General features: G+C 62.9%; 29 protein-coding genes. 19 read left to right on the forward strand and 10 right to left on the reverse strand.

The window, feature by feature from the left end; translation table 11 throughout:
* The coding region (locus NKI61_RS02610) for a LacI family DNA-binding transcriptional regulator (RefSeq protein WP_352838794.1) at positions 1 to 530 on the reverse strand (530 nt) is incomplete at its 3' end.
* A gap of 174 nt (positions 531 to 704) precedes the next feature.
* Here NKI61_RS02610 and NKI61_RS02615 point away from each other — a divergent pair.
* The 3 genes from NKI61_RS02615 (at position 705) to NKI61_RS02625 (ending at position 3,442) form a co-directional block, all read left to right on the forward strand.
* The gene (locus tag NKI61_RS02615) at positions 705 to 1,808 is read left to right on the forward strand and encodes a fatty acid desaturase family protein (protein ID WP_352838795.1); all 1,104 of its coding nucleotides are present in this window, start codon (positions 705 to 707) and stop codon (positions 1,806 to 1,808) included.
* Positions 1,809 to 1,893: 85 nt separating this feature from the next.
* Positions 1,894 to 2,208: a MocE family 2Fe-2S type ferredoxin gene (locus NKI61_RS02620; RefSeq protein ID WP_023672328.1), complete on the forward strand. Its 315-nt coding sequence runs from the start codon at positions 1,894 to 1,896 to the stop codon at positions 2,206 to 2,208.
* A gap of 4 nt (positions 2,209 to 2,212) precedes the next feature.
* Positions 2,213 to 3,442: an NAD(P)/FAD-dependent oxidoreductase gene (locus NKI61_RS02625; protein WP_352838796.1), complete on the forward strand. Its 1,230-nt coding sequence runs from the start codon at positions 2,213 to 2,215 to the stop codon at positions 3,440 to 3,442.
* A 132-nt stretch (positions 3,443 to 3,574) separates the two neighbouring features.
* On the opposite strand, the gene NKI61_RS02630 is transcribed toward NKI61_RS02625, so the two are convergent.
* The 5 genes from NKI61_RS02630 to hslV form a co-directional block, all read right to left on the reverse strand.
* A complete protein-coding gene (locus NKI61_RS02630; protein ID WP_023732726.1) occupies positions 3,575 to 4,531 on the reverse strand; it encodes a DUF1402 family protein in 957 nt (318 codons plus the stop codon).
* 323 nt (positions 4,532 to 4,854) lie between these two features.
* A complete protein-coding gene (gene hslU / locus NKI61_RS02635) occupies positions 4,855 to 6,168 on the reverse strand; it encodes an ATP-dependent protease ATPase subunit HslU (RefSeq protein ID WP_023703756.1) in 1,314 nt (437 codons plus the stop codon).
* Between the two features lie 4 nt (positions 6,169 to 6,172).
* The gene (locus NKI61_RS02640; protein ID WP_023695986.1) at positions 6,173 to 6,772 is read right to left on the reverse strand and encodes a DUF2585 domain-containing protein; all 600 of its coding nucleotides are present in this window, start codon (positions 6,770 to 6,772) and stop codon (positions 6,173 to 6,175) included.
* Between the two features lie 4 nt (positions 6,773 to 6,776).
* Complete coding sequence (locus tag NKI61_RS02645) at positions 6,777 to 7,304, reverse strand: GNAT family N-acetyltransferase (protein ID WP_023703757.1); 528 nt, start codon at positions 7,302 to 7,304, stop codon at positions 6,777 to 6,779.
* On the reverse strand, positions 7,294 to 7,845 hold the full coding sequence (gene hslV / locus NKI61_RS02650; protein ID WP_023672322.1) for an ATP-dependent protease subunit HslV: 552 nt from the start codon (positions 7,843 to 7,845) through the stop codon (positions 7,294 to 7,296). The genes NKI61_RS02645 and hslV overlap by 11 nt, the downstream gene beginning before the upstream one ends.
* A gap of 228 nt (positions 7,846 to 8,073) precedes the next feature.
* Between hslV and hisB the strand changes: the two genes are divergently transcribed.
* The 9 genes from hisB (at position 8,074) to coaA (ending at position 13,908) form a co-directional block, all read left to right on the forward strand.
* A complete protein-coding gene (hisB, locus tag NKI61_RS02655; RefSeq protein WP_023672321.1) occupies positions 8,074 to 8,673 on the forward strand; it encodes an imidazoleglycerol-phosphate dehydratase HisB in 600 nt (199 codons plus the stop codon).
* Between the two features lie 4 nt (positions 8,674 to 8,677).
* Positions 8,678 to 9,154 (forward strand): DUF2628 domain-containing protein, encoded by a 477-nt coding sequence (locus NKI61_RS02660; RefSeq protein WP_023828818.1) that lies wholly within the window; start codon positions 8,678 to 8,680, stop codon positions 9,152 to 9,154.
* Between the two features lies 1 nt (position 9,155).
* Positions 9,156 to 9,806, forward strand: coding sequence for an imidazole glycerol phosphate synthase subunit HisH (gene hisH / locus NKI61_RS02665; RefSeq protein WP_023672319.1), 651 nt, complete (start codon positions 9,156 to 9,158; stop codon positions 9,804 to 9,806).
* Between the two features lies 1 nt (position 9,807).
* A complete protein-coding gene (locus NKI61_RS02670; RefSeq protein ID WP_352838797.1) occupies positions 9,808 to 10,098 on the forward strand; it encodes a DUF1330 domain-containing protein in 291 nt (96 codons plus the stop codon).
* 3 nt (positions 10,099 to 10,101) lie between these two features.
* The gene (hisA, locus tag NKI61_RS02675; protein WP_023694622.1) at positions 10,102 to 10,848 is read left to right on the forward strand and encodes a 1-(5-phosphoribosyl)-5-[(5-phosphoribosylamino)methylideneamino]imidazole-4-carboxamide isomerase; all 747 of its coding nucleotides are present in this window, start codon (positions 10,102 to 10,104) and stop codon (positions 10,846 to 10,848) included.
* Positions 10,845 to 11,681, forward strand: coding sequence for an arginase family protein (locus NKI61_RS02680; protein WP_352838798.1), 837 nt, complete (start codon positions 10,845 to 10,847; stop codon positions 11,679 to 11,681). Before hisA ends, NKI61_RS02680 begins: the two co-directional genes overlap by 4 nt.
* The gene (hisF, locus tag NKI61_RS02685; RefSeq protein WP_352838850.1) at positions 11,678 to 12,484 is read left to right on the forward strand and encodes an imidazole glycerol phosphate synthase subunit HisF; all 807 of its coding nucleotides are present in this window, start codon (positions 11,678 to 11,680) and stop codon (positions 12,482 to 12,484) included. The genes NKI61_RS02680 and hisF overlap by 4 nt, the downstream gene beginning before the upstream one ends.
* A gap of 8 nt (positions 12,485 to 12,492) precedes the next feature.
* Positions 12,493 to 12,816, forward strand: coding sequence for a phosphoribosyl-ATP diphosphatase (locus tag NKI61_RS02690; protein ID WP_352838799.1), 324 nt, complete (start codon positions 12,493 to 12,495; stop codon positions 12,814 to 12,816).
* A 132-nt stretch (positions 12,817 to 12,948) separates the two neighbouring features.
* Positions 12,949 to 13,908, forward strand: coding sequence for a type I pantothenate kinase (gene coaA, locus NKI61_RS02695; RefSeq protein ID WP_023672313.1), 960 nt, complete (start codon positions 12,949 to 12,951; stop codon positions 13,906 to 13,908).
* On the opposite strand, the gene NKI61_RS02700 is transcribed toward coaA, so the two are convergent.
* The 4 genes from NKI61_RS02700 to NKI61_RS02715 all read right to left on the reverse strand — a co-directional run bounded on the left by NKI61_RS02700 (position 13,895) and on the right by NKI61_RS02715 (position 18,075).
* Complete coding sequence (locus tag NKI61_RS02700; protein WP_023681407.1) at positions 13,895 to 15,031, reverse strand: phosphatase PAP2 family protein; 1,137 nt, start codon at positions 15,029 to 15,031, stop codon at positions 13,895 to 13,897. The two genes, coaA and NKI61_RS02700, sit on opposite strands and share 14 nt — an antisense overlap.
* 124 nt (positions 15,032 to 15,155) lie before the next feature.
* Positions 15,156 to 15,785 (reverse strand): alpha-ketoglutarate-dependent dioxygenase AlkB family protein, encoded by a 630-nt coding sequence (locus tag NKI61_RS02705; RefSeq protein ID WP_023741284.1) that lies wholly within the window; start codon positions 15,783 to 15,785, stop codon positions 15,156 to 15,158.
* Positions 15,786 to 15,943: 158 nt separating this feature from the next.
* The gene (gene arfB / locus NKI61_RS02710; protein ID WP_023832656.1) at positions 15,944 to 16,378 is read right to left on the reverse strand and encodes an alternative ribosome rescue aminoacyl-tRNA hydrolase ArfB; all 435 of its coding nucleotides are present in this window, start codon (positions 16,376 to 16,378) and stop codon (positions 15,944 to 15,946) included.
* 86 nt (positions 16,379 to 16,464) lie between these two features.
* Entirely contained in the window at positions 16,465 to 18,075 is a 1,611-nt protein-coding gene (locus tag NKI61_RS02715; RefSeq protein ID WP_023714500.1) for a phosphoenolpyruvate carboxykinase, read from the reverse strand.
* A 347-nt stretch (positions 18,076 to 18,422) separates the two neighbouring features.
* Here NKI61_RS02715 and NKI61_RS02720 point away from each other — a divergent pair, with 347 nt between their 5' ends.
* From NKI61_RS02720 to NKI61_RS02750, 7 genes are all read left to right on the forward strand, one after another.
* Positions 18,423 to 19,124, forward strand: a complete 702-nt coding sequence (locus tag NKI61_RS02720) for a response regulator transcription factor (RefSeq protein ID WP_010912942.1) — start codon at positions 18,423 to 18,425, stop codon at positions 19,122 to 19,124.
* 85 nt (positions 19,125 to 19,209) lie between these two features.
* Positions 19,210 to 20,991: a sensor histidine kinase gene (locus NKI61_RS02725; RefSeq protein ID WP_352838800.1), complete on the forward strand. Its 1,782-nt coding sequence runs from the start codon at positions 19,210 to 19,212 to the stop codon at positions 20,989 to 20,991.
* 12 nt (positions 20,992 to 21,003) lie between these two features.
* On the forward strand, positions 21,004 to 21,465 hold the full coding sequence (locus NKI61_RS02730) for an HPr kinase/phosphorylase (RefSeq protein WP_023687429.1): 462 nt from the start codon (positions 21,004 to 21,006) through the stop codon (positions 21,463 to 21,465).
* Between the two features lie 164 nt (positions 21,466 to 21,629).
* Positions 21,630 to 22,031 carry a PTS sugar transporter subunit IIA gene (locus tag NKI61_RS02735; protein WP_023672304.1) on the forward strand — a complete coding sequence of 134 codons (402 nt, stop codon included), beginning with the start codon at positions 21,630 to 21,632 and terminating at the stop codon, positions 22,029 to 22,031.
* A complete protein-coding gene (locus tag NKI61_RS02740; RefSeq protein ID WP_023672303.1) occupies positions 22,028 to 22,318 on the forward strand; it encodes an HPr family phosphocarrier protein in 291 nt (96 codons plus the stop codon). The genes NKI61_RS02735 and NKI61_RS02740 overlap by 4 nt, the downstream gene beginning before the upstream one ends.
* Before the next feature lie 206 nt (positions 22,319 to 22,524).
* Positions 22,525 to 23,925, forward strand: a complete 1,401-nt coding sequence (gene ahcY, locus NKI61_RS02745; RefSeq protein ID WP_023681401.1) for an adenosylhomocysteinase — start codon at positions 22,525 to 22,527, stop codon at positions 23,923 to 23,925.
* 307 nt (positions 23,926 to 24,232) lie between these two features.
* A complete protein-coding gene (locus tag NKI61_RS02750; RefSeq protein WP_023672300.1) occupies positions 24,233 to 26,797 on the forward strand; it encodes a sensor histidine kinase in 2,565 nt (854 codons plus the stop codon).
* The last annotated feature ends 4 nt before the right edge of the window (positions 26,798 to 26,801 follow it).

The raw sequence follows: 26,801 nt of genomic DNA on the forward strand, positions 1-26,801 counted from the left end.
GTGCGACCGCCCTTGCGATTGTCGAGGCCGACATATCCCTCACGGATGCCAGCGGCAAAGTCGGACAGCAGCGAGAAGACAGGTTGCCCCCTCGCTTTCAGCGACTCCACGACCGCCGTCAGCGTCGGATGGTCCGGACCGACAACGGCGATTGCTCTGGATTTCGCTGCCAGCTTGCGCATCTGGGCGGCGATCTCGTCGGCGGCTAGCGAGCTGGCGAAATCGATGGTGGCGACGCCGCGGAAGCGCTGCGATTGCGAGACCGCCATTTCTAGCTCCCTCGCGAAATCGCCGTAAAAAACATCATTGCCCCGCAGCAGCAGAAAGCCGAGGCGGTATTCCGGCAATTCCTGGCGCATGCGCCGCTTGATCAGCCCGGCGGCGTGGTAGCCGATGCCGGTCGCCGCCTCATAGACGCGGCGCGCGGTTTCCTCGCGCACCGGCAGCCGGTTGTTCAGCACCCTGTCGACAGTGGCGACGCTAACGCCGGAGATGCGCGCCAGATCGGTGATGGTTGGCCGTTTTGCCATGACTGTCCCGCATGAGTGCCTGCAACTGCTTACATCGTTCTGATGGAAAATGATAGAAACTATCTTTGTGATATTGAGACTATCACCGCATGGCGCTATTTTGCGCTCGGACACAGGCGCCTGTAATGGACATATCCGTCCTGACGGATGCTGTGGCCGACGGAGGCAGCCCCTATGGAAGCGACACTATCCACACCACCGTCCCGGCGCGACTACAGCCTGATCGGCCGCGACGCCAAGCTCGCCGTCGAGACCGGCCTGTCGGCGGCCGAGTGGTATCACACCGATATTCCGCGCAAGCAGATGAAGGAGCTGATGCAGCGCTCCGATGGGCCGGCGATCCGCGACACCACGATCTGGCTCGCCGCGCTGATCCTGAGTGCCGCCGGCGGCGCCTGGTTCTGGGGCAGCTGGTGGTGCGTGCCGTTCTTCTTCGTCTATGGCGTCCTCTACGGCTCGTCCACCGATTCACGCTGGCACGAATGCGGCCATGGCACTGCCTTCCGCACGCAGTGGATGAACGACGCGGTCTACCAGATCGCCTGCTTCATGATCATGCGCAATCCGGTGACCTGGCGCTGGAGCCACACCCGCCACCACACCGACACCATCATCGTCGGCCGCGACCCGGAAATCTCCGTTATGCGGCCGCCGGATCTGTTCCGGGTCGCGCTTGGCTTTATCGGCGTGCTGGATGCCTGGCATGCGATGTCGGACATGCTGCGCAATGCCGCCGGAAATATCAGCGCGGCGGAAAAGACTTTTATCCCCGAACAGGAGCAGCCTAAAGCCATTCGCATCGCCCGCATCTGGACGGCGATCTATGCCGTGACGATCGCGCTGGCGCTTTATTTCGGTTCATGGCTGCCGCTGATGCTGGTCGGGCTGCCCCGGCTCTACGGCGCCTGGCATCATGTCATGGTCGGCCTGCTGCAGCATGGCGGGCTCGCGGAAAATGTCATCGACCACCGGCTGAACAGCCGCACCGTCTACATGAACCCGGTCAGCCGCTTCATCTACTGGAACATGAACTATCACGTCGAACACCACATGTTCCCGATGGTGCCCTATCATGCGCTGCCCAAACTGCATGCGCTGATCAAGCACGATCTGCCGGCGCCGACGCCGTCGATCCTGGCCGGCTACCGCGAGATGATCCCGGCCTTTTTGCGCCAGCTGCGCAACGAAGACTATTTCCTCAAGCGCGAATTGCCGCCGACGGCGCGGCCGTACCGCGAGGAATTCCACAACGACGTCGTCGCCGCCGCGGCGGAATGATCGCGCGATTAAGCTTTTGTTTTGACGCAACTCCGAACGGAAAACCGCAACGCACTTTTCCTGGAATTGCTTTTGGGAGGAACACATGAGCGACTGGATCGAAGCCTGCGCCGCCGGCGACATCGACGAAGAAGATGTGATGCGCTTCGATCATGGCGGCCGCACCTTCGCCATCTATCGCAGCCCCGATGACGACTACTTCGCCACCGATGGCCTGTGCACGCACGAAAAGGTGCATCTGGCCGACGGGCTGGTGATGGATGACATCATCGAGTGCCCCAAGCACAATGGCCGCTTCAATTACAAGACGGGGGCGGCACGCGGCGCGCCGGTTTGCGTCAATCTCGCCACGTATCCAGTAAAGGTCGAGGCCGGCAAAGTGCTGATCCAGATCGGGTAGGACCATGCACGCGGGAATGGTCATCATTGGCGCCGGCGAGTGCGGCGGGCGGGCAGCGCTGACACTGCGCGAGCTGGGTTATGACGGGCCGGTGACGCTGGTGGGTGACGAACCCCATCTGCCCTATGAGCGGCCGCCCCTGTCCAAGGACGCAATGACGAGCGACGCGGCCGAGATCAAGACGATCGCCAGCGACGAAATTCTGGCCGAGAAATCGATCCGGCATATCCATTCCGTTCAAGCGGTGGCGATCGACCGCCCGGCGCATATGGTGCGGCTGTCGGACGGTTCGGCCCTGCCCTACGACAAGCTGCTGCTGGCGACCGGCTCGACACCGCGCAAGCTGCCGATGCCGGGATTGGGGTCGCGCTGCGTCTACCTCCGCACCTTTGCCGACGCGCTGGCCATTCGCGCCCACCTCAGCCCGGCAAACCGCATCGCCATCATTGGTGGTGGCTTTATCGGCCTGGAGCTCGCCGCTTCGGCGCGCAAGGCAGGGGCTGCCGTCTCCGTCATTGAGGCGCAGCCGCGCATCCTCCTGCGCGGGGTGCCGGCGGAGATCGCTGAAATCATCCATCAGGCGCATGAGGCCGAAGGCGTGACCGTGCTCACCGGTCAGGGCATCGCTGATATCGCCGACGACGGCGCTGAGGTGCACATCATGCTCGCCGATGGGCAGGACATCGTCGCCGATCTCGCCGTCATCGGCATCGGCGCCGTGCCGGTGACCGGGCTTGCCGCGGAAGCGGGCCTGACCGTCGATAACGGCATCGCCGTCAATGGCGAACTCCAAACAATCGATCCCGACATCTTCGCCGCCGGCGATTGCTGCTCGTTTCCGCTCGCTGTCTATGCTGGCCGGCGGGTGCGGCTGGAAGCCTGGCGCAATGCGCAGGAACAGGGTGCGCTGGCCGCGAAGAACATGCTGGGCGCCCGCGAAGCGCATGCCGCGGTGCCATGGTTCTGGTCGGATCAGTATGGTTTGTCGCTGCAGGTCGCCGGCCTTTCGGACGAGGGCAAAAGCACGGTCCGCCGCGATCTCGGCGACGGTGCTTTTATTCTGTTTCATCTGGCCGAGGATGGCAGGCTGGTGGCGGCGAGCGGCCTCGGTACGGGCAATGCCGTGGCGCGCGACATCAGGCTGGCCGAGATGCTGATCGCCAAGCGGGCTAGGCCGGCGCCGGAGGCGTTGGGGTCGCCGGATGTGAAGCTGAAGTCGTTGCTGGCAGCGTGAAGGACTGACTTACCCTCCCCTTGTGGGGAGGGTCGCTGCGAAGCAGCGGGGCGGGGTGCGGCACCGGCCCCCACCCGGACCTGCGGTCCGACCTCCCCACAAAGGGGGAGGTAGACGGCTGAGCTAAGCCCGCTAAAACAGCGCCTTCAGCTCGTCCAGCTTGTCGTTGACCAGCCAGCCGTAATAATTCTCCTCGGGCAGTTTGACCGCCTCACCCGCCGCGCGGCGCTTGTCGTTCTCGGCCTTCAGCGCATAGGCGCGCTGCTCGGGATTGCCGACATTGTAGAGCGTGGCGGTCAGCCCCGGATTGCCTGAGATGTCGAAGCCGGCAATGTTTTTGTAGGCGTCGATCGACTTCCTGATCGTCGCTGCGACGTAGGGCAATGTCAGGTCCGGATCCATGATGGTCTTGTAGACCCCATTGGGATCGCCGACATCGAGCTCGGGCAGCCCCGACACCTTGTGCACGAGATCGCTCATCTGCAGCGCGGTCAGCGGGTTGAGCTGGCCGAGGCCAAAGGTCTGGCCGGCATAGTAGGGCTGGAAGAAGGTTGCGCCGAAGCGGTCGTTGGGAAAGCTTGTGCCGCCGACGGTCTTGCCGCGGAAGGAGCGGTTCCACACCTGCTCGCGGCATTCCCACAGGTCGTAGCTGTCCGACATCGTGCACTTCTTGAATTCCGGCCGCTGCACGAAATCGGTGATGTCCTCTCCGTCATAGGCGAAGGACAGCTTGCTGGAGAGGTAGGAAATCGCCTTGACGTAGTAGGTCTGCAGCCGGTCGTAGGCGTCGACATTGTAGGTGTGCTCGCCGACGATGGCGCCGACGATGTGCAAAGGATTGATGCCGTAGGCAGCGGCGGCCTTCCTGATCTTGGCGCGCAGTTCGACGTCGTTCTGAAGCAAGGCGTAGACCTTGCGGTATTTGGCCTGGAAGGTGGTGTTGGTCGCCTGGGTGCGGCGGCTGGAGGCGCCCGGTATGTCGGGCTGCACGACATTGCGGTTGCCCGCCGGCACCAATGTCGCCGCGTCAGCCGCGAACAGCGTCGCCGCCAGCGTCAAGCCGAGAATGACAAGGATCAGTTTTTTCATGCGCCGCCGCCCAAGCAATTCCAGGAAAGTGTGAAACGGCTTTCCGTCCGGAATTGCGTCTAGAGAATTGCCGCGCAAACTAGGGAGTGCTCCCGGTTGAGTCGAGAGCGCCCTTGCACCCGGCAAGACGAAAGGTGGCCCGATGATACCATCCGGCCACACATCAAGCTGTTAGCCGGATTGTTGCCTAAGCATCGGCCCAAAGATCGAAACCGATTTTTGGAAAGTCCGATGCATCGATTCAATACTGCTAGAGCGACCTTTGCGTGTCCAAAGGACGCGCGGCGCTCTAATACCGGCGCCGGATGAACCGGCGCCCTCGTTTAAAGGATGAATCGCGACAAATCTGTGTTTCGCGAGAGGTCGCCGACATGCTTTTCCACATAGGCGGCATCGATGGCGACGCTGGTGCCGTTGCGGTCCGGCGCGTCGTAGGAGATCTCGTCCAGCACACGCTCCATCACCGTCTGCAGGCGTCTCGCGCCGATGTTCTCGACACTGGCGTTGAGGTCGACGGCAATGCCGGCCAGCGAATCGATGGCGTCGTCGGTGAAGGTGAGATCGACGCCTTCGGTCTTCATCAGTGCGATATACTGCTTGATCAGGCTCGCCTCGGTCTCGGTGAGGATGCGAATGAAATCGTCCTTCTCCAGCGCCCGCAACTCGACACGGATCGGCAGGCGGCCCTGCAATTCCGGCAACAGGTCGGAGGGCTTCGAGACATGGAATGCGCCCGAGGCGATGAACAGTATGTGGTCGGTCTTCAACGGCCCATATTTGGTCGCCACCGTCGTGCCTTCGATCAGCGGCAGCAGGTCGCGCTGCACGCCTTCGCGCGAGACGCCGGCGCCCATGCCACCTTCGCGCGAGGCGATCTTGTCGATCTCGTCGAGGAAGACGATGCCGTCATTTTCGGTCGCGTCGAGCGCCCGGCGCACCACCTCGTCCTGGTCGAGCAGCTTGTCGGACTCGTCGTTGACCAACAGCGCGTAGGACTCCTTGACCGTCGTCTTGCGCGCCTTGGTCTTCTTGCCACCCATCGCCTTCGACAGCATGTCGTTGATGTTGAGCACGCCGATATTAGCGCCCGGCATGCCGGGGATCTCGAAGCCGGGCATGCCGCCGGTGCCGGTGTCGGCAACCTCGATCTCGATCTCCTTTTCGTCGAGCTCGCCGTCGCGCAGCTTCTTGCGGAAGGAATCGCGGGTCGCCGGGCTCGCCGTCTTGCCGACCAGGGCTTCCAGCACGCGCTCCTCGGCATTGAGGTGCGCGCGCGCCTTCACGTCCTCGCGCATCTTCTCGCGCACCAGGCCGATGGCGATCTCGACCAGGTCGCGGATGATCTGCTCGACATCGCGGCCGACATAGCCGACTTCGGTGAACTTGGTGGCCTCGACCTTGACGAAGGGCGCACCGGCGAGTCGCGCCAGGCGGCGCGAGATCTCGGTCTTGCCGACGCCGGTCGGGCCGATCATCAGGATGTTCTTCGGCATCACCTCTTCGCGCATCTGGCCTTCCAGCTGCTGGCGGCGCCAGCGGTTGCGCAAGGCAATGGCCACGGCGCGCTTGGCGTCCTTCTGGCCGATGATGAAGCGGTCGAGTTCCGAAACGATTTCACGGGGAGAGAAGGTGGTCATATCACTAGATTCCACTTTGCCACTGCTTGATGGACTCGAACGGATGCAGCAGCATGATCACGTTGAGCGTCAGATTGTCCCGGATGAGGTAGCCGACACCCAGTTCGAAGATGAGGGCGAGGCCGACGATGCTCCATATAGGTAGCTTTCGCGCCATCACAAATCCCAGCACCATGGCCAGCGTGTCGGACACCGAATTGATGATCGAGTCGCCATAGTAATCCAGCGAGATGGTGCCGGCGCGGTAGCGCTCGATGATGAACGGGCTGTTTTCCAGGAGTTCCCAGCCGCCCTCGATGACGACGGCGAATGCCAGGCGCAGACCGATTGGCGAGCGCGGGAACAGGAACCAGGCCAAGGCGTAGAACAGGAAGCCGTGGATGATGTGCGAGAACGTGTACCAGTCGGAAATATGCTGGGAATTCTCCGAACTGTTCACCACACCGTGCCAGAGTTTGACGTAACCGCAGGTGCAGATCGGCGTGCGGCCCATGCCGTAAAGCGCGCCGGCCTGGAAGATGAGCAGAGCGAGCACGAGCAGAAGCCCCATCCGCCAGCTGTCTTCATAGGCCGAGTAATTTTTGGCAGTGCCCGGTGTCGCCATCAACTCATTCCCCTTCTTCCGCGTCGCTCTCTTCGGCATCGACGGCCATCAGCACGACGTCCCCATATCTAGAGTGTCTGCGATCGATAGCCCTGAAGCCCGCCTTTTCATAGGCGCGGATGGCGCGGCCATTGTCGGGATGCGGATCGATGATGACGCGCGGCGCGCCTTCCTCGAACAGTTGCTCGACGAATTGCCTGACGATAGCCGAGCCATGACCTTTGCCAACCAGGTCCGGCACGCCGATCGACAGGTCGATGCCGAGCGTGCCGAACGGCTGGTCGGCATAGGGATGGCCGTCCTCCAGATGCGGATCGTAGCTCTGCAGATAGGCGATCGGCCTGCCCTCGAGCTCGACGATCAGCGGCTCGACCGAAATCGAGTCGATGTTCTCCCTGATACCGGCAATTTCCGTCTCGGGGTCGTCCCACCATTCGGCGACATGCGGCTCGGCCAGCCAGCCGGCGATCATCGGCAGGTCTTTTTCGGTAACCGGTCGAAAATCATAGAGCACCGGCGGGTTAGCCGGCATCGAGCGTTTCGACAACAAAGTTGTTGTTGGTGTAGACGCAAATGTCGGAGGCGATCTGCATCGCCTTGCGGGCGATCTCCTCGGCATCCTTGTCGCTATCCATCAGCGCGCGGGCAGCGGCCAGCGCATAGTTGCCGCCGGAACCGATGGCCATGACGCCGAATTCGGGCTCCAGCACGTCGCCGGTGCCGGTGAGCGCCAGCGAAACCGACTTGTCGGCCACCAGCATCATCGCTTCCAGCCGGCGCAGATAACGGTCGGTGCGCCAGTCCTTGGCGAGCTCGACGCAGGCGCGCGTCAACTGGTCCGGATATTGTTCGAGCTTGGCTTCGAGCCGCTCCAGAAGGGTGAAAGCGTCCGCCGTGGCGCCGGCGAAACCGGCAATGACATTGCCGCCTTTGCCGATGCGGCGCACCTTTTTGGCGTTGCCTTTCATGATGGTCTGGCCAAGGCTGACCTGGCCGTCGCCGGCGATCACCACCTTGTTGCCCTTGCGCACCGTCACAATGGTCGTGGCGTGCATACTCAGTTCATTGGACATCTGCTGCTCCGATTCGCGCGATCCCGATGAGGCGATTGGCGCGGGATTTCGATCGGCCATATGTATGCATGGGGCTAACGATTGCAAACCGCCTCCGCCACGGCCGATAGCGATCCGCATCGCAACTGGCTATCGCCGGATCATGCTGCTAGAAGGCTTTCGTTTTCAAGCAAATGACAGCTTGGAACCCCGTCTTGAGTTTCGAACCCCTCAGCCAAGGACAAGGTCATGGCGTCCCGTTCCGCCGAAGTCAGCCGCAAGACCAAGGAAACCGAGATCAGCGTCTCGGTCCATGTCGACGGCACCGGAAAATCCGACATGTCGAGCGGCGTCGGCTTCTTCGACCACATGCTGGACCAGCTGTCGCGCCACTCGCTGATCGACATCACGGTGAAGGCCAAGGGCGACCTGCACATTGACGACCACCACACGGTCGAGGACACCGGCATTGCGATCGGCCAGGCGCTGGCCAAGGCGCTGGGCGAGCGGCGCGGCATCATGCGCTACGCCTCTGTCGACCTTGCCATGGACGAGACGCTGACGCGGGCCGCGATCGACGTGTCGGGCCGTCCGTTCCTGGTCTGGAATGTCGCCTTCTCGTCGCCCAAGATCGGCACGTTCGACACCGAACTGGTGCGTGAATTCTTCCAGGCGCTGGCGCAGAATGCCGGTATCACGCTGCATGTCACCAATCATTATGGCGCCAACAATCACCATATTGCCGAGACCTGCTTCAAGGCGGTGGCGCGCGCGCTGCGTTTCGCACTGGAGCGCGACCCGCGCCAGCCGGAAGCGGTTCCCTCCACCAAGGGATCTCTGAAAGGGTAGGCTGATGGCCATCTATGTCGTGATGGAACCGCCAGGCCGCACCGAGGCGTCCGACGCAACCGTTTTGGTCCGCGACGGTTTTTCCTGGCTGGCTTTCCTGGTGGCGCCGCTGTGGCTCGCCTGGCACAGGCTGTGGATCGAGGCGGCGCTCGCCTTCGTCGCCATGGGGCTCATCTCGGTGCTCGGCCAATGGCTGGGACTGGACTGGGCCGGCTCCGCACTGTCTTTACTGGTCTCGCTCTATATCGGGCTGGAAGGCCAAGGGCTGCGGATCGCAGCGCTGCGCCGCCGCGGCTGGCATGAATGGGGCGTCGTCGAAGCCGACAATCCTGACGATGCCGACATCCGCCAGACACTGGACGCCCAGGCGCTTGCCGACGAGCCGGCGCCGCTGCCGCGCATCGTGCCGGACGCCAGCCTGGCCCGGCCGACGCAGACCGGGCTGACGCTGGGCCTGAGCCATACGCCGGGAAAAGCCTGAGATGCGGGTTGCCATCATCGATTACGGGTCGGGCAATCTGCGCTCGGCCACCAAGGCCTTCGAGCGCGCCGCGCATGAAGCCGGCATTGCCGCTGCCATTGAGCTAACCGCCGACGCCGAGCGGGTGCGCAGCGCCGACCGAATCGTTTTGCCCGGCGTCGGCGCCTATGCCGATTGCGCGGCGGGCCTGCGCGGCGTCGCCGGCATGTGGGAAGCGGTGGAAGAGGTAGCGATCGCCAAGGCGCGGCCGTTCCTCGGCATCTGCGTCGGCATGCAGCTGATGTCGCAGCGCGGCCTGGAAAAGACCGTGACCAAGGGCTTCGGCTGGATTGCCGGCGACGTCAAGGAGATCACGCCCGCCGATCCGGCACTGAAGATCCCGCAAATCGGCTGGAACACCATCGATCTGGAGCGCAAGCACCCGCTGTTTTCGGGTATTGCGACCGGGCCTAAGGGTCTGCACGCCTATTTCGTTCATTCCTACCATCTCGACGCGACAAGGCCGGACGAAGTGCTGGCCGTCGCCGATTATGGCGGCCCGGTAACGGCGGCGGTCGCGCGCGGTAACCTTGCCGGCACGCAATTCCATCCGGAAAAGAGCCAGGCGCTCGGCCTGGCACTGATCACCAACTTCCTGCGCTGGAGGCCTTGAGATGAGCAAGAAGGGCTACTGGATGGCGATGGTCGATGTGACCGATCCGGAAAACTATCCGAAATACATCGCCGCCAACAAAGCGGCGTTCGACAAATACGGCGCGAAATTCCTGACGCGAGGCGGTCAGTCGTCAAGCCCGGAAGAGCCATCCGGCAATCGCCATGTGATCGTCGAGTTCGAAAGCTACGAGGTCGCGCTGGCTTGCTTCCATTCTCCCGAATACCAGGCAGCGCTGAAATTCCGGCGCGCTTATTCGACCTCGCATTTCGCCATTGTGGAAGGGGTCTGAACGGTGATCCTGTTTCCGGCCATCGACCTCAAGGACGGCAAGTGCGTGCGGCTGAAGCACGGCGATATGGCGACCGCGACCATCTACAATGACGACCCTGCGGCCCAGGCCAAGGCCTTCGAAGAGCAAGGGTTTGAATGGCTGCATGTCGTCGACCTCAACGGCGCCTTCAAGGGCCAGAGCGTCAACAGCGCGGCGGTCGGCGCCATCCTCAAGGCGACGAAAAACCCGGTGCAGCTCGGCGGCGGCATCCGCACGCTGGCGCAGATCGAGGACTGGCTCGACCGCGGGCTGGCCCGCGTCATCCTCGGCACGGTGGCGGTGCGCGATCCCGACCTGGTCCGGGAAGCCTGCAAGGAATTTCCTGGAAAGATCGCCGTGGGCATCGACGCCAAGGGCGGCAAGGTGGCGGTCGAAGGCTGGGCCGAGGCCTCCAGCCTCGGCGTCATCGAACTGGCGCGGAAATTCGAAGGCGCCGGCGTTGCCGCCATCATCTACACCGATATCGACCGCGACGGCGTTCTGACCGGCATCAACTGGGATGCCACGATAGATCTCGCCGACGCGGTCTCGATCCCGGTCATCGCCTCGGGCGGGCTGGCTTCGATCGCCGACATCGTGCGCATGACCATGCCCGACGCGAAGAAACTGGAAGGCGCCATCTCCGGTCGCGCGCTCTATGACGGGCGCATCGATCCGGCCGAGGCGCTGGCGGTGCTGCAGGGCAAGGCGATGGAGACCCGGCCGTGAAAATCTCCATCATCCTGGCCTCCTATGACAGCGGCCACTATCACGGCGGCATGGGCCGAGGCCCGGATGCACTCATCGCCGGCGGGCTTGTCGACGCGCTGACGCTCTCCGGGCATGACGTCGTCGTCACCGATATCGGCAGGGTTGGCGACGAACAGCAGCGCGAGATCGCCACCGGCTTTGCCGTGTGCGGTGCCGTCTCCGGCGAGGTCCGCATCGCCATAGACCGCGGCCGGTTTCCCATCGTGCTGGCCGGCAATTGCCTGACATCGGCCGGTGCGGTTGCCGGCGAGGATGCCGATGCGATCATCTGGGCCGACCAGCATGGCGATCTCAACACGCCGGAGACGTCCATCTTCGGCTTTCTCGACGGCATGGCGCTGGCCACGGTTCTCGGCCTGTGCTGGAAGCCGATGGCCTCGGCCATCCCCGGCTTCAGGCCGATCGATCCGGCGCGCTGCGTGCTGGTCAACGCGCGCGATCTCGATCCGGCCGAAACGGAGCTGTTGAAGACGTTGCCGGTCATCCGCACCGAATGCCCGGACTGGGCGACGGCGAGCGGCAGGCTGAAGGCGCCGGATGCGAAGCGGGTGCACCTGCATCTCGATCTCGACGTGCACGACCCCGGGGCGCTGCAGGTCAACCGCTACACCACGCCCGGCGGCCCGGAGCCGAAACAGCTGCGCCAGGCTGTCTGCGGCATGGCCGGCCTGCTGCCGATTTCCGGCATCACCATTTCCGCCTACGATCCGGCGTTCGATGCGCAGGCCGAGGTTCCGCCGCTGGTCGGCGAACTGCTCAGCGAGTTGCTGGCGACGATGGAGAAGGGCTGATGCTGAAGGCCCGAGTCATCCCTTGCCTCGACGTCAAGAACGGCCGCGTCGTCAAGGGCGTCAATTTCGTCGACCTCATCGATGCCGGTGATCCGGTCGAGGCGGCCAAAGCCTATGACGCGGCCGGCGCTGACGAGCTTTGCTTTCTCGATATCACCGCGTCGTCCGACAACCGTGAAACCATCTTCGACGTCGTCGCCCGCACCGCCGAACAATGCTTCATGCCGCTGACCGTCGGCGGCGGCGTGCGCCAGGTGGCCGATATTCGCAAACTGTTGCTGGCCGGCGCCGACAAGGTGTCGATCAACACTGCGGCGGTGAAGAACCCCGATTTCGTCGCCGAAGCCGCCGACAAGTTCGGCAACCAGTGCATTGTCGTCGCCATCGACGCCAAGAAGGTGTCGGCGCCCAAAGAGCCCGGCCGCTGGGAGATCTTCACCCATGGCGGCCGTGAAAAGACCGGCATCGATGCGGTCGAGTTTGCGCGAAAAATGGTCGATCGCGGCGCCGGCGAGATTCTTTTGACCTCGATGGACCGCGACGGCACCAAGGCCGGCTACGACATTGCGCTGACCCGCGCGATAGCCGATGCGGTTCGCGTGCCAGTCATCGCGTCGGGCGGCGTCGGCACGCTCGACCATCTGGTCGAGGGCATTCGCGACGGCCATGCCGGCGCCGTGCTCGCCGCCTCGATCTTCCATTTCGGCACTTACACGATTGCGGAAGCCAAGGCGCATATGGCCGAGGCCGGGCTGCCGATGCGGCTGGACTATCCGGTTCAATCCACTCCACAAAGGCTGTAGGCTGCGCCATGGCTGAATTTTCGCTGTCCGATCTGGAAACGATCATTGGCGAACGCGCCCGTTCCGGCGACCCGGACTCGTGGACGGCAAAACTGTTCGCCAAAGGCATCGACAAGGCGGCGCAGAAGCTTGGTGAAGAGGCAGTCGAGACGGTGATTGCCGCCGTCAAAGGCGACAAAAATGCTCTCGTTTCCGAAAGTGCCGATCTCATATATCATTGGCTCGTCGTGCTTGGCATCGCCGGCGTTTCGCTAGGCGAGGTGCTGAAGGAGCTTGAGGGCCGCACCGGCCGTTCGGGCGTCACTGAAAAGGCATCCCGGCCGAAAGGCTGACCGCTAGAGCCGGATGATTTCGGGCCGAGGCCTTAAATCTGAATCCGTCTCTAAATTGACAGAGGGAGCATGATGTCGCCCGAAAAACGCTTCACACTTTTCGGCCTCATGCTCTAGAGGGCAGGAAACTCGATGGACCAGCTCGCTCCGACCGAGAAATATTCCCCCTATCGTTTCTTCTCGGCCGAGCAATGGTCGAACTTCCGCGCCGACACGCCGATGACGCTGGGCGAAGACGAGATCAACCGTCTGCGCTCGCTGAACGATCCGGTCGACCTGGAAGAAGTCAAGCGCATCTATCTGTCGCTCTCGCGGCTGCTTTCGGCGCATGTCGAGGCCAGCCAGTTGCTGTTTCGCCAGCGCCAGGCCTTCTTCAACGCGCTGGATGTGGTCAAGACACCGTTCATCATCGGCATTGCCGGTTCGGTTGCGGTCGGCAAATCGACCACGGCGCGCGTGCTGAAGGAGCTTCTGGCGCGCTGGCCGTCGAGCCCCAAGGTCGATCTCATCACCACCGACGGTTTTCTCTTACCCAACAAGGTGTTGCGACGAGACAATCTGATGGAGCGCAAGGGCTTTCCCGACAGCTACGATGTCGGTGCGCTGCTGCGTTTCCTCTCGGGCATCAAGTCGGCGCAGCGCAATGTCCGCGCGCCCGTCTATTCGCATTTGACCTATGACGTCATTCCCGGCGAGTTCGTCACCATCGACCGGCCAGACATTCTGATCTTCGAAGGCATCAACGTTCTGCAGCCCGGCAAATTGCCGAAGGACGGCAAGATCGTGCCGTTCCTGTCGGATTTCTTCGATTTCGCCATTTATATCGACGCCGACGAAAAGCTGATCCACCAATGGTACATCGCCCGCTTCATGCGGCTGCGCGAGACGGCCTTCCGCAATCCGGACTCCTTCTTCCACCGCTATTCGCAGCTTTCGGAAGACGCCGCGCGTGCCATTGCGGAAGGCTTGTGGGCCAACATCAACCTGAAAAACCTGCGCGAGAACATCGTGCCGACACGGGCGCGCGCCGACCTCATCCTGCGCAAGGGCGCCAATCATTTGGTCGAGGAAGTGGCGCTCAGGAAACTGTGACCGCCGCCTCCGGGCGGCTGCCGCCAGCCGCCGATTGCCGGGCCGGGCCTGGCATCAGGATTTCGCCGTCGGGTACCAGCTTGCGGACGGCCGCACATAGGGCGATCGTGAGCGCGACCGCCGCATAACCATCGATCGCATAGTGCCAACCAAGATAGACCGAACTCGCGACTATGAAGGCGACATACAGAAATGCGATGGCGCCCAACCGCTGGTCGTACTCCCAGGTATATACCGCATTCAGGGTGATCAAGGCGACATGAACGCTTGGAAATGCCGATATTCCCGACGCGAGTCCAGTCACACCCTCGGTCTGGAGCGTCCACAGATACTGCTGGTACACGGCGGCGGAACTCGCCGACGGGCTTTGCGCAAGAAACGAAAGCTGTTCACCGAAGCGTGGCACATCGCCGGTGACATAGCCGTAGAACGCCGGTCCGGCCGACATGAACAGCCCGGCCAGGATGTTTCCGACGACTACCCACACCACCATGAAGGACAGCACATAGCGTCTCTTCAGATGCGTGGTGCGTGGTGACGTGACCATGAAAAACAGCATGCTGTAGCAAATGATGAACCACAGCATGTCGTAGTTCCATCCGACGGATTCCCGTACCCAGTCATGCTTGCCGATAACGTAGAGCCATCGCCACGGATCAGTGCCGAAATGCAGATAGGCATCGATATCTGCCAAGGCGCGATCATAGGGGAAACCTTTCCACAGGACGGACATGCCGTTCTTGACCGAGGTGAAGGTGCTTTGGAAAATCATGATGCCCATCAACAGACATATGCCGGAAAAGAGAACCGCCATCCGCTCGGCTGAGAACATCTTGCCCGCAGCAAATTTCCGCCGACGCTCAAATCGATGCAAAAGCCAGCCGGTTTCCAGGAGAAGCGATACCGCCGGCAGCACGAAACCGAAAACCATAAGCCATATCGGCACGTAGGTCTGGTATGCGGTGCGATGGAGCGCGCCGACCCAAGCCAGAAACCCCAGCCCCGTTGCAGTGTAGATGCCAATGAACAGGTAGAGCGATGCATCCGAGCGGGCGATCGAAACCGTGCGCCATGCGGCATTTCGAATGTAGCGCCAAATCACTTCGGATTCGATTTCGAGCATGGTATCCACACCGGGAATGATGACGTTTTGGCGCAGACTAGCGGCCGAAACCTTAAATTCCGTTAGGGACTTTTCATTCGCAAGGTCAGTGGTTCAGTAAGTGCAAGAATGCACTCTCACCTCTTCAAGGCAAGGTCACCCGCCGCAGCGTCAGATTGATCCTGCCGCCATTTTTCAGCAGCGCCGAGGTCGACGGGTAGATGCGGTCGACGCCATGGAAGCAGAGCCGGCCTTCGCCGCCGAGCACGACGACGTCGCCGCTTTTCAGGCGGAACGATTTGGTGCCGCCGTCGCGTGTGGCCCCCCTGCCCGTCACTTGGCCGACCCGGAACAGGCAATCGTCGCCAAGCGACACCGAGACCACTGGGGCCGAGAAATCGGCTTCGTCGCGATCCTGGTGCAGACCCATTTTGGCGTCCTGCGTATAGAAATTGACCAGGCAGGCCTCCGGCGGATTCGGATAGGCGGCGACCTCCCGCCACAATTGCAGCAGCGCGTCCGGGATCGGCGGCCATGGCTCTCCGGTGAGTGGGTGCGTTGGCTGGTAGCGATAGCCCAGCTCCTTGTCGGTGACCCAGCCGAGCGTGCCGCAATTGGTCATGCGCACGCTCATCTCCTTGCCGGTCCGCGGCATCGCCGGCACGTACAGCGGCGCGCGCTGTACAATGGTCCTCACCTCTTCGACCAGCGCTTCCTGCGCCGCGCGGGACAGATGACCAGGCATGTGGCGGACGCCTTTGGGCAGAACGAGCATGACTTCGCCTCCGGTTGATACTGAAACCATGCCACCGCCAATCAGAAACAGCGACCCGAAAGCCACCGTTGTCGGTCTCCCTTTCTGTGGCAATGGTGAAACCTTGCGGCTGCGGCTCCGAAGGGGAGGCCGCTTTATGCACGCAGTCGGCACGGTCCTTAGTCGTTCTCTACCCGGCCGCGCAGCTTTTTGATCGTGCCGCGCCCTGCCTTGCTTTGCAGCCGCCGCTCCACCGAGCCTTTCGACGGCCTGGTCTTCTTGCGCGGCGGCGGCGGCGGTTCCGCGGCCTTGGCGACCAGCGCCGTCAGCCTTACCCGGGCATCGGCCCGGTTCTGCTCCTGGGTGCGGAAGCGGCCGGCCTCGATGACGATGACGCCGTCCTTGGTGGCGCGCTGGCCGGCGAGCTTGATCGTGCGCGCGCGCACGCGTTCGGACAGGCCAGCCGCATTGGCGGCGTCGAAGCGCAATTGGACGGCGGTCGCCACCTTGTTGACGTTCTGGCCGCCGGGACCCGACGAGCGGATGAAATCCTCGTGCAGGTCGCCCGGATGGATTACGGCTTCGTCTGATATGATGATGTCGTCGATAGGCATGCCGCAGTCATGGCGCGGCGGACCAAAAAAGAAAAGGCCCGATCGAGATCGCGCCTTTCAAGGATGCTTCGGTGAAGACGCCTCGACTATTCCGCAGCTTCCTGCAGGCGGGGTGCTGCGCCGAGCACGACGGCATCGACATGGCTCTCGAATTTCTCGAAGTTGACGGCGAACATGCCGACCAATCGCGCTGCCTGCCGGTCATAGGCTGCCTTGTCAGCCCAGGTCGAACGCGGGTCGAGAATGGCGCTGTCGACGCCAGGCACAGCAACCGGCACCTCGAAGCCGAAATTGGCGTCGGTGCGGAAACCGGACGCCTTCAACGAACCGTCAAGCGCTGCGGCCAGCAAGGCGCGCGTCGCCTTGATCGGCATGCGCTTGCCGGTGCCGTAGGCGCCGCCGGTCCAGCCGGTGTTGACCAGCCAGCAATCGGCGCCGTGGCGGGCGATCAGCTCGCGCAGCAGATTGCCGTATTCCTTGGGGTGGCGCGGCATGAACGGGGCGCCGAAGCAGGTCGAGAAGGTCGCTTCCGGCTCGGTAACGCCCTTCTCGGTGCCGGCCACCTTGGCGGTGTAGCCGGAGAGGAAGTGATACATCGCCTGCGCCGGGGTCAGCCGTGCGATCGGCGGCATGATGCCGAAGGCATCGGCGGTCAGCATGATGATGTTTTTCGGATGGCTGGCGCGTCCGCTCTTCGAAGCATTGGGGATGAAGTCGAGCGGATAGGCGCAGCGCGTGTTTTCGGTGAGCCGGCCGTCGTTGAAGTCCGGCACGCGGTCGGCGTCGAGCACGACATTTTCCAGCACCGTGCCGAAGCGCTGCGTGGTGGCGAAAATCTCCGGCTCGGCCTCGGCCGACAGCCGGATCGTCTTGGCGTAGCAGCCGCCTTCGAAGTTGAAGATGCCGTGCGGTCCCCAGCCGTGCTCGTCGTCGCCGATGAGCGTACGTGACGGATCGGCCGACAGCGTCGTCTTGCCCGTCCCGGAAAGCCCGAAGAAGATCGCTGCGTCGCCGCCCGGGCCCTCATTGGCCGAGCAGTGCATCGGCATGACGCCCTTTTCCGGCAGCAGATAGTTGAGCATGGTGAACACCGACTTCTTCATCTCGCCGGCATAGGAAGTGCCGCCGATCAGCACGATCTTGCGGGCGAGATCGACCGCAATCACCGTATCGGTGCGGCTGCCGTGACGGGCCGGATCGGCGCGGAAGGACGGCAGGTCGATGATCGTCATCTCCGGCACGAAATCCTCGAGCTCGGCGGCCTGCGGGCGGATCAAAAGATTGCGGATGAACAGCGAGTGCCAGGCGAATTCGGTGATGACCCGCGTCGGCAGCTTCAGCTCGGCATCGGCGCCGCCGACGAGGTCCTGCACATAGAGATCCCTATTCGCGGCGTGGACAAGGAAATCGGCGAGCAGCATTTCGAACTGGCCCGCCGAAATCGCCTTGTTGTTGTCCCACCAGACATGGGGCTCGGTGGCGCCATCGCGGACGACAAACTTGTCCTTGGGCGAGCGGCCAGTGTGCTGGCCGGTCTCGGCAAGCAGCGCGCCGCCGGCGGTCAACCGGGCCTCGCCACGACGGATCGCTGCCTCATAAAGGGCGGCCGCACCAAAATTATAATGCACCGTGCCGGTGGTTTTCAGGCCGATACGATCGATCGCGCAAGCAGAATTGCGTTTGCCGACTTCCGACATCAAGGGTCCCTTCTTCTGGATTCGCCGCACTTTGCCGGCGCGTTTCCGGCGAGCCCGCGTTAGGGGCTGAGACGGTGAGAACCAGAAAACTCGAATGATATCAAATCATTAATCGATTTAAAAATTTTGAAAGTTGTTTAAATCGTTTATATGTGCAAAAAATCACGGTGGTTGCCCAAAGGATTGGCACACAGTGTTCGTCCAACCCCGTGTAGAGGTTCCGATGGGGCCGCCGGCAAGCCGTCCGCGACAGCGGGTGGAGCCTGTGCCACATTTTGTACCTAATTTGTCCTGCAAAAGCCCCTTCTCTAAGACAGAAGGGACAGCTCATGAGGGAGCCGCTTGAAATGGCAACAATCGCGCTTGTCGATGACGACCGCAACATTCTGACATCGGTGTCGATCGCCCTCGAGTCCGAGGGGTATCGCGTCGAGACCTACACGGATGGTGCGTCGGCGCTGGAAGGCCTGGCGGCGCGGCCGCCGAATCTCGCCATCCTCGACATCAAGATGCCGCGCATGGACGGCATGGAGCTGTTGCGCCGGATGCGGCAGAAGTCCGACCTGCCGGTGATCTTCCTGACCTCGAAGGACGATGAGATCGATGAGCTTTTCGGCCTCAAGATGGGCGCCGACGATTTCATCCGCAAACCGTTCTCGCAGCGCCTGCTGGTCGAGCGGGTGCGCGCCGTGCTGCGCCGCGCCAGCGCCCGCGAAGCTGCGGCAAAGGCGCCCAGCCAGCAGGCCCGTTCGCTGGAACGCGGCCAGCTCGTCATGGACCAGGAACGCCATACCTGCACCTGGAAGGGCGAGCCGGTGACGCTGACGGTCACCGAATTTCTCATCCTGCACTCGTTGGCGCAGCGCCCAGGCGTGGTAAAAAGCCGTGATGCGCTGATGGATTCCGCCTATGATGAGCAGGTCTATGTCGACGACCGCACCATCGATAGCCACATCAAGCGGCTGCGCAAGAAGTTCAAAGCCGTCGATGACGACTTCGAAATGATCGAAACCCTTTACGGAGTCGGATACCGGTTCCGCGAAGCTTGAGTTGATGCATGTCGCCCAAAAGTGGTCGCGGTTTTTGGGACGACGACATGCATAAAACCAAAGACTAGGCGGGAGCTGCTATTCGATGGCAGTGGATGTACAGCGGAGCAGACGAACGAGCGCTGTCAGGCGGTCGCGGATTCTGCCCGCATTCCTGTCGAGGTTGACGGTGCCGATGCGCCGCTTCCTCGGCCACCACATCTTTTCCAGCCTGACCCGGCGCATCCTGTTCCTCAACCTGGCCGGCCTCGCCGTGCTGGTCACCGGCATCCTCTATCTCAACACCTTCCGCGACGGGCTGATCGACGCCCGCGTCGAAAGCCTGATGACGCAGGGCGAGATCATCGCCGGCGCCATTGCCGCGTCGGCAACGGTCGAGACCGATTCGATCAGCATCGATCCGGAAAAACTACTCGAACTGCAGGCCGGTGAAAGCCTGGGGCCGGGCTCAGACCAGCTCGACAATCTGGATTTCCCGATCAACCCCGAGCGCGTCGCGCCGGTGCTGCGGCGGCTGATTTCGCCGACGCGCACCCGGGCCCGCATCTATGACCGCGACGCCAATCTGCTGCTCGATTCGCGCCATCTCTACTCGCGCGGCCAGATCCTGCGCTACGACCTGCCTCCGGTCGAGGACGAGCAGCCGGATATGCTGGAGCGCGTGCAGAAATTCGTCTTCGACTTCTTCCGCAACAAGGACCTGCCCGTCTACCATGAGCAGCCCGGCGGCAACGGTGCGGCCTTCCCGGAAGTGGTCAAGGCGCTGACCGGCAGTCCGTCGACGATCGTGCGGGTGAGCGAACAGGGCGAGCAGATCGTTTCGGTGGCGGTGCCGATCCAGCGCTTCCGCGCCGTTCTCGGCGTGCTGATGCTGTCGACGGAAGGCGGCGACATCGACAAGATCGTCGCCGCCGAGCGCAAGGCTATTTTGCGCGTGTTCGGCATCGCCGCCCTGGTCACCGCCATCCTGTCGATGCTGCTCGCATCCACCATCGCCAATCCGCTGCGCCGGCTATCGGCGGCGGCAGTGCGGGTGCGGCGCGGCGTCAAGAGCCGCGAGGAGATCCCCGACTTTTCCGACCGCCAGGACGAGATCGGCAATTTGTCGGTCGCGGTGCGCGACATGACCAATGCGCTCTATGCCCGCATCGAGGCGATCGAAAGCTTCGCCGCCGATGTCTCGCACGAGCTGAAGAACCCGCTGACCTCGCTGCGCAGCGCGGTGGAGACCTTGCCGCTTGCCAAGAACGACAATTCACGCGGCAGGCTGATGGAGATCATCCAGCACGATGTCCGGCGTCTCGACCGGCTGATCACCGACATTTCCGATGCCTCGCGCCTAGACGCCGAACTGGCGCGTGAGGATGCCGCCACGGTCGATTTGAAGAAATTCATCATCGATCTCGTCGCCGTGTCGCGCGAAGCGACGCGCAACAAAAAGGCTGTCGAGATCGAATTCAAGGCCGCCAAGCTGCCGCAAGGCGTCAAAGGCTATTTCGTCACCGGCCATGATCTGAGGATCGGCCAGGTCATCACCAATCTGATCGAGAATGCCCGCTCCTTCGTGCCGGAGGACCACGGCCATATCGCCATTTCCCTGGCACGCTCGGGCAAGGTCAACATCGTCACCGTCGACGACAACGGCCCCGGAATCCGCGCCGACGCCATCGACCGCATCTTCGAGCGCTTCTACACCGACCGCCCGGCCGGCGAGGCGTTCGGCCAGAATTCGGGGCTTGGCCTGTCGATATCCAGGCAGATCGTCGAAGCCCATGGCGGCACGCTGACCGCCGAGAACATCCCCGGCACCAAGCCCGGCGACATCAAGGGCGCGCGCTTCGTCGTTACGCTGCCGGCCGAAGGCTGATCGCGGCTGCGCATGCCCGATCCCACCGCGGAACCCGAGAACATCCATGCCACCGCAGTCCTGATTGGCGAGCGGGGCGTCCTGATCACCGGGCCGTCCGGCTCGGGCAAGACAACGCTGGCGCTGGCGCTCATCGACCATTTCAGCCGGCTCGGGCTGTTTGCGCGGCTGATCGGCGACGACCAGCTGTTTGTCGCGGCGCGTTTCGGGCGGCTGGTCTGCCATGCGCCCGCCAGCATTGCCGGCCTCGCAGAGGTGCCCGGACTTGGTCCGAAGCCGCTTTTGTTCCAATCTGTGGGAGTCATCGACCTTACGATCCAGCTGGTTGCCGCTAACGCTGTGGAGCGTTTCCAGGAAGAGTCGAGCGCGACCATTGCCGGCTGTGTGGTGCCGCGCATCGACCTCGTTCAGCGCAACGTCACTGCGGCTTTGCCGGCGGTAATGGCGCGGCTGGCGATTGCGCCTTTCGTATGATCCGCCGCCGGTTTTTTGCTGCAATGCGTCAAATTGGCCATGGCCGACGCAATTTTGGGCTTGTCAACGCGCCGCGCGTCGACAAGATAGCGCTCCCGCCGCCTGGGATGGCCGGCGAGCATAAAAAGCGCCTGTGAAGCGGCGATGACGGGAGCCACCATAGAATGATCGGACTCGTGCTTGTAACGCACGGTCAACTGGCCGCCGAGTTCCGCCATGCCGTGGAACATGTCGTGGGGCCACAAGACAATTTCGAAACCGTGGCAATCGGCGCCGACGACGATATGGAGCAGCGTAGGCGCGATATCGTCGACGCCGTCGGCCGCGTCGACACCGGGACCGGCGTCATCGTTCTGACCGATATGTTCGGCGGCACGCCTTCCAACCTCGCCATTTCGGTGATGGAATCCGGTCGCACCGAGGTCATCGCCGGCATGAACCTGCCGATGCTGATCAAGCTGTCGTCGATCCGCAAGGGCGACAACATGGCGACCGCGCTCGACGAGGCGCAGGCCGCGGGGCGCAAATACATCAACGTCGCAAGTCAGCTGCTGAGCAGCAAATGAACGCGCTGTCGCCCGGTGAGATCGTGCGCGAGTTCCCGATCGTCAACCAGCGCGGCCTGCATGCGCGCGCCTCGGCGAAGTTCGTCCAGGTCGCCAGCGGCTTCGACGCCACCGTCCATGTCGAGAAGGATGGTCTCAAGGTCGGCGGCACCTCGATCATGGGGCTGATGATGCTGGCGGCGAGCCCCGGTTATTCGATCCGCGTCACCGCCAGCGGCGCTGAAGCCGCAGCGGCGATGGACGCGCTGGAGCAGCTGGTCGCCTCGCGCTTCGGCGAAGAGTGCTGAAGTTTTTGCTTTGGACGCCGTTGTCCCAAAACCGCCGGATACTTTTGGGCGGCATGCATCCCCGTAAACACATACGCGCATAAAGATTTCTTTATATCCCATTGTCGTCTTGGCGGCGATCTGCTAGTCAGGCCGGCATTCCGCGCCCTTCGACGCGCCGTGTGGCGCAGGCGCATTCTGAAGACAAATCACACCGGAGCACTGCCATGACAGGTAGCAAGGACTATGTGGTCGCCGACATCTCGCTTGCCGGCTGGGGCCGCAAGGAACTCGATATCGCCGAAACCGAAATGCCGGGCCTGATGGCCTGCCGCGAGGAATTCGGCGACAAGAAACCGTTGAAAGGTGCGCGCATCACCGGATCGCTGCACATGACCATCCAGACGGCGGTGCTGATCGAGACGCTGAAGGCGCTTGGCGCCGATATCCGCTGGGCCTCGTGCAACATCTTCTCGACCCAGGACCATGCGGCCGCGGCCATCGCCGAGGCCGGCATCCCGGTGTTCGCCGTCAAGGGCGAGTCGCTCGAGGAGTACTGGGACTACACCGACAGGATCTTCCAGTGGGCCGATGGCGGCCTCTCCAACATGATCCTCGATGATGGCGGCGACGCCACGATGTACATACTGATCGGCGCCCGCGCCGAAGCCGGCGAGGACGTGCTGTCCAACCCGCAGAGCGAGGAAGAGGAATACTTCTACGCCCAGGTCAAGAAGCGCCTGAAGGCTTCGCCCGGCTTCTTCACCAAGCAGAAGGAAGCCATCCGCGGCGTCACCGAAGAGACGACGACGGGCGTCAACCGGCTCTACCAGTTGCAGAAGAAGGGCCTGCTGCCCTTCCCGGCGATCAACGTCAACGACTCGGTCACCAAGTCGAAGTTCGACAACAAATATGGCTGCAAGGAATCGCTGGTCGACGGCATCCGCCGCGGCACCGACACCATGATGGCCGGCAAGGTTGCGGTCGTCTGCGGCTATGGCGACGTCGGCAAGGGCTCGTCGGCTTCGCTCAAGGGCGCCGGCGCCCGCGTCAAGGTCACGGAAGTCGATCCGATCTGCGCGCTGCAGGCGGCGATGGACGGCTTTGAAGTCGTCACGCTGGAAGATGCCGCACCAACCGCCGACATCGTCATCACCACCACCGGCAACAAGGATGTCGTCACCCTCGACCACATGCGCTCGATGAAGGACATGGTGATCGTCGGCAATATCGGCCACTTCGACAATGAGATCCAGGTCGCGTCGCTGCGCAACCTGCAATGGACCAACGTCAAGCCGCAGGTCGACATGATAACCTTCCCGGACGGCAAGCGGATGATCCTGCTGTCCGAGGGGCGCCTGCTCAACCTCGGCAACGCGACCGGTCATCCGAGCTTCGTGATGTCGGCTTCGTTCACCAATCAGGTGCTGGCGCAGATCGAACTCTACACCAAGCCCGGCCAGTACCAGAACCAGGTCTATGTGCTGCCCAAGCACCTCGACGAGAAGGTGGCGCGTCTGCATCTCGACAAGCTTGGAGCCCGCTTGACCGAACTTTCCGGCGAACAGGCCGCCTATATCGGCGTGACCCCGCAGGGTCCGTTCAAGCCGGAACACTACCGCTATTAGCCAAAGCGGCGTTTACCACTAGATATTGAAGCCGGGCGATTGACTTTTCGCCCGGCTTCTTTTTTGCGCGGATGATTCTTCACGCCGATTCCAGCACGCGCTATTGTGCTGATTCGTGGGCCGGGGACGAGGCCGGCGTACGCATCGAGAGCATGATTCGAACCGAAGGACCGCGTCGGCGAAAAGTGGGAAGCGGTTTTCGAAAAGATCATGCTCTTTAGAAAAGAGTTAGGTCAGAAGGGCGTTTCCATCAAACGTGATCCTGATCTGGGCGGTCTTGCATTCAGGCGGCGAAGAGGACCAAGGCATGCCGGGGGAAAACCCGCCTCGCGCGGGATCGGCCGTTTCCGGCGGCCATGACGATTCCGATAGCAATGGCTCCGTCACGACAGGCGGTGGCCTGAAGAGGCGCGTCGGCGCCCGCACCGCCGGCTTTCTTGCCACCTCAGCTCTTGCCGGCCCGCTCACCTCGTTTGCCGCCCATGCCGAGCCGGCCATTGCGCAGAAGGCCGGACTGTCGGTCAGCGCGGTCGAAGTCATCCAGCTCGCCATGTTCGTCGGCGTCATGGGCGCGGCACTGGTCTCGGCCATCTTCCTGATCCGCGAAAGAGCCCGCACCTCGGCGCAGAATGTCGAACTCAGAGCCCGCATTGCCGACATCAATGCGGCGCTGCAGCGCTCCGAGGCGCTGCTCAATCTGCGTGACCAGCGCGTCATCGTCTGGGCGTCGGAGAACAAGAAGCCGGAGCTGATCGGCACGCTGCCGCTGGAAAGCGGTGCGCCGGACGACCGTGCAGCCTTCCTCGCCTTCGGCCGCTGGCTGATGCCGCGCTCGGCGGCGGCGCTCGAAAATGCCGTCGCTGGTCTGCGCGAGAAAGCGAAACCCTTTGATCTCGTGATCGAATCGCAGGCCGGGGCGCCGCTTGAAGTGCATGGCCGCAAGAGCGCCGCGCATGTGCTGGTGCGCTTCGTCTCGCTGTCGGAAACTCAGAGGAGCCAAGCCAGGCTGAAGATCGAGAACCAGCGTCTGGCCGCCGACTACGAGACCATGATCGGCCTGCTCGACGCCTTGCCGATGCCGGCCTGGCTGCGCGCCACCGACGGGCGGCTGAAATGGGTCAACCGTGCCTATGCCGGAGCGGTCGAGGCACCGAACGCCGAGACCGCCGTGCGCGAAGCCAAGGAATTCCTCGGCGCCCAAGCGCGCGAACAGATCGCCGCGCAGCACAAATCGCGCCCAATCTTCGAACAAACGCTGTCGACGGTGATCGAGGGCGACCGCCGCGTGTTCGCCGTCACCGACTTCGCCGGTGCGGACGGCTCGGCCGGCCTTGCCTGCGACACCAGCGCCACCGAAACCATTCGCGGCGAATATGAGCGCACGGTGCGCAGCCATGCCGACACGCTCGACCAGCTCAACACGGCGGTGGCGATCTTCGATGCCAACGAAAAGTTGCGCTTCTTCAACCAGGCGTTCCAGAAACTGTGGGGGCTGGACCCGGGCTTCCTGCACAGCGCGCCCGACAATGCGCTGCTGCTCGACCGGCTGCGCAGCGAAGGCAAGATCGCCGAGCAGCCGGAATGGCGGCGTTGGAAAGAAGGCCTGCTTGGCGCCTACCGCGCGGTGGAATCGCAAGAGCATTGGTGGCATCTGCCCGACGGCAAGACCATCCGCGTGGTGGCCAACCCGCAGCCGAAGGGCGGCGTGACCTGGGTGTTCGAGAACCTGACCGAGAAGATGGACCTGGAAAGCCGCTACCAGACGGCGGTGCGGGTCCAGGGCGAAACGCTCGACAATCTGGCCGAAGGCGTCGCGGTGTTCGGCCCCGATGGGCGGCTGCGCCTGTCGAACCCGGCCTTTGTCGCGCTGTGGGGACTGAGCCAGGATGTGATCAAGCCCAACGTCCATGTCTCGGCGATCCGCGATCTCAGCGACCAGCGCGCCGTCGACAGCCCGTGGGGCGGGTTCGTCGCCGCCATCACCGGTTTCGACGACGAGCGCCGCGACCGCCATGGCCAGACCGAACTGAAGAACGGCACAGTGCTCAGCTACGCCGTCATCCCGCTGCCCAACGGCCAGGTGATGATGACCTTTGTGGACGTCACCGACAGCGTCAATGTCGAGCGCGCGCTGAAGGACAAGAACGAAGCGCTGCAGAAATCCGACCAGCTGAAGAACGAGTTCGTGCAGCACGTCTCCTACGAGCTGCGCTCGCCGCTGACCAACATTATCGGCTTTACCGAGCTTCTGTCGCTGCCGGCGACCGGGCCGCTCAGCCCAAAGCAGCGCGAATATGTCGAGCATGTCGGCTCGTCATCCTCGGTGCTGCTCACCATCGTCAACGACATACTCGACCTCGCCACCGTCGACGCCGGCATCATGCAGCTCGACATTTCGGAAGTAAGCGTCGAGCGCACCATCGAGGCCGCGGCCGAACTGGTCGCCGACCGGCTGCAAGAGCATTCGATCAAGCTCCGGATCGACGCCGCTGCGGCGCCGAAGAGTTTTCACGGCGACGAGACCCGGGTTCGCCAGATCCTCTACAATCTGCTCAGCAACGCCGCCAATTACGCGCCGGAGGCGAGCACTATCACGCTTGCCTGCCGGCATTTGGAGCAAGGTGTGGAATTCTCCGTCCATGACAACGGCCCCGGCATGCCGCCGGACCTGCTCGATTCGGTGTTCCGCCGCTTCGAGCCGCGCACCAATGGCGGGCGCCGGCGCGGTGCGGGCTTAGGCCTGTCGATCGTCAAGAGCTTTGTCGAGCTGCACGGCGGCAGCGTGCGCATCGAGACCGGCAAGGACAAGGGCACCACCGTCATCTGCACCTTCCCCGATGCACCGTCGGGCATCCGCGCCGCGGCCGAGTAGCGCG

The organism is Mesorhizobium sp. M0514 (assembly GCF_040321145.1).
Taxonomy (GTDB): Bacteria; Pseudomonadota; Alphaproteobacteria; order Rhizobiales; family Rhizobiaceae; genus Mesorhizobium.

What these genes read in the sequence shown, in the direction of transcription:
- NKI61_RS02625 (WP_352838796.1), top strand. Translation starts at nt 2,213, where the DNA reads ATGCACGCGGGAATGGTCATCATTGGCGCCGGCGAGTGCGGCGGGCGG.
- NKI61_RS02700 (WP_023681407.1), bottom strand. Translation starts at nt 15,031, where the DNA reads ATGCTCGAAATCGAATCCGAAGTGATTTGGCGCTACATTCGAAATGCC.
- NKI61_RS02640 (WP_023695986.1), bottom strand. Translation starts at nt 6,772, where the DNA reads ATGGCGACACCGGGCACTGCCAAAAATTACTCGGCCTATGAAGACAGC.
- NKI61_RS02725 (WP_352838800.1), top strand. Translation starts at nt 19,210, where the DNA reads ATGGCAGTGGATGTACAGCGGAGCAGACGAACGAGCGCTGTCAGGCGG.
- hslV (WP_023672322.1), bottom strand. Translation starts at nt 7,845, where the DNA reads ATGTCCAATGAACTGAGTATGCACGCCACGACCATTGTGACGGTGCGC.
- NKI61_RS02690 (WP_352838799.1), top strand. Translation starts at nt 12,493, where the DNA reads ATGGCTGAATTTTCGCTGTCCGATCTGGAAACGATCATTGGCGAACGC.
- NKI61_RS02630 (WP_023732726.1), bottom strand. Translation starts at nt 4,531, where the DNA reads ATGAAAAAACTGATCCTTGTCATTCTCGGCTTGACGCTGGCGGCGACG.
- NKI61_RS02720 (WP_010912942.1), top strand. Translation starts at nt 18,423, where the DNA reads ATGGCAACAATCGCGCTTGTCGATGACGACCGCAACATTCTGACATCG.
- NKI61_RS02645 (WP_023703757.1), bottom strand. Translation starts at nt 7,304, where the DNA reads ATGCCGGCTAACCCGCCGGTGCTCTATGATTTTCGACCGGTTACCGAA.
- NKI61_RS02740 (WP_023672303.1), top strand. Translation starts at nt 22,028, where the DNA reads ATGAACGCGCTGTCGCCCGGTGAGATCGTGCGCGAGTTCCCGATCGTC.
- NKI61_RS02715 (WP_023714500.1), bottom strand. Translation starts at nt 18,075, where the DNA reads ATGTCGGAAGTCGGCAAACGCAATTCTGCTTGCGCGATCGATCGTATC.
- NKI61_RS02615 (WP_352838795.1), top strand. Translation starts at nt 705, where the DNA reads ATGGAAGCGACACTATCCACACCACCGTCCCGGCGCGACTACAGCCTG.
- NKI61_RS02670 (WP_352838797.1), top strand. Translation starts at nt 9,808, where the DNA reads ATGAGCAAGAAGGGCTACTGGATGGCGATGGTCGATGTGACCGATCCG.
- hisB (WP_023672321.1), top strand. Translation starts at nt 8,074, where the DNA reads ATGGCGTCCCGTTCCGCCGAAGTCAGCCGCAAGACCAAGGAAACCGAG.
- NKI61_RS02735 (WP_023672304.1), top strand. Translation starts at nt 21,630, where the DNA reads ATGATCGGACTCGTGCTTGTAACGCACGGTCAACTGGCCGCCGAGTTC.
- coaA (WP_023672313.1), top strand. Translation starts at nt 12,949, where the DNA reads ATGGACCAGCTCGCTCCGACCGAGAAATATTCCCCCTATCGTTTCTTC.
- NKI61_RS02620 (WP_023672328.1), top strand. Translation starts at nt 1,894, where the DNA reads ATGAGCGACTGGATCGAAGCCTGCGCCGCCGGCGACATCGACGAAGAA.
- NKI61_RS02750 (WP_023672300.1), top strand. Translation starts at nt 24,233, where the DNA reads ATGCCGGGGGAAAACCCGCCTCGCGCGGGATCGGCCGTTTCCGGCGGC.
- NKI61_RS02660 (WP_023828818.1), top strand. Translation starts at nt 8,678, where the DNA reads ATGGCCATCTATGTCGTGATGGAACCGCCAGGCCGCACCGAGGCGTCC.
- NKI61_RS02730 (WP_023687429.1), top strand. Translation starts at nt 21,004, where the DNA reads ATGCCCGATCCCACCGCGGAACCCGAGAACATCCATGCCACCGCAGTC.
- hslU (WP_023703756.1), bottom strand. Translation starts at nt 6,168, where the DNA reads ATGACCACCTTCTCTCCCCGTGAAATCGTTTCGGAACTCGACCGCTTC.
- ahcY (WP_023681401.1), top strand. Translation starts at nt 22,525, where the DNA reads ATGACAGGTAGCAAGGACTATGTGGTCGCCGACATCTCGCTTGCCGGC.
- NKI61_RS02705 (WP_023741284.1), bottom strand. Translation starts at nt 15,785, where the DNA reads ATGCTCGTTCTGCCCAAAGGCGTCCGCCACATGCCTGGTCATCTGTCC.
- hisH (WP_023672319.1), top strand. Translation starts at nt 9,156, where the DNA reads ATGCGGGTTGCCATCATCGATTACGGGTCGGGCAATCTGCGCTCGGCC.
- arfB (WP_023832656.1), bottom strand. Translation starts at nt 16,378, where the DNA reads ATGCCTATCGACGACATCATCATATCAGACGAAGCCGTAATCCATCCG.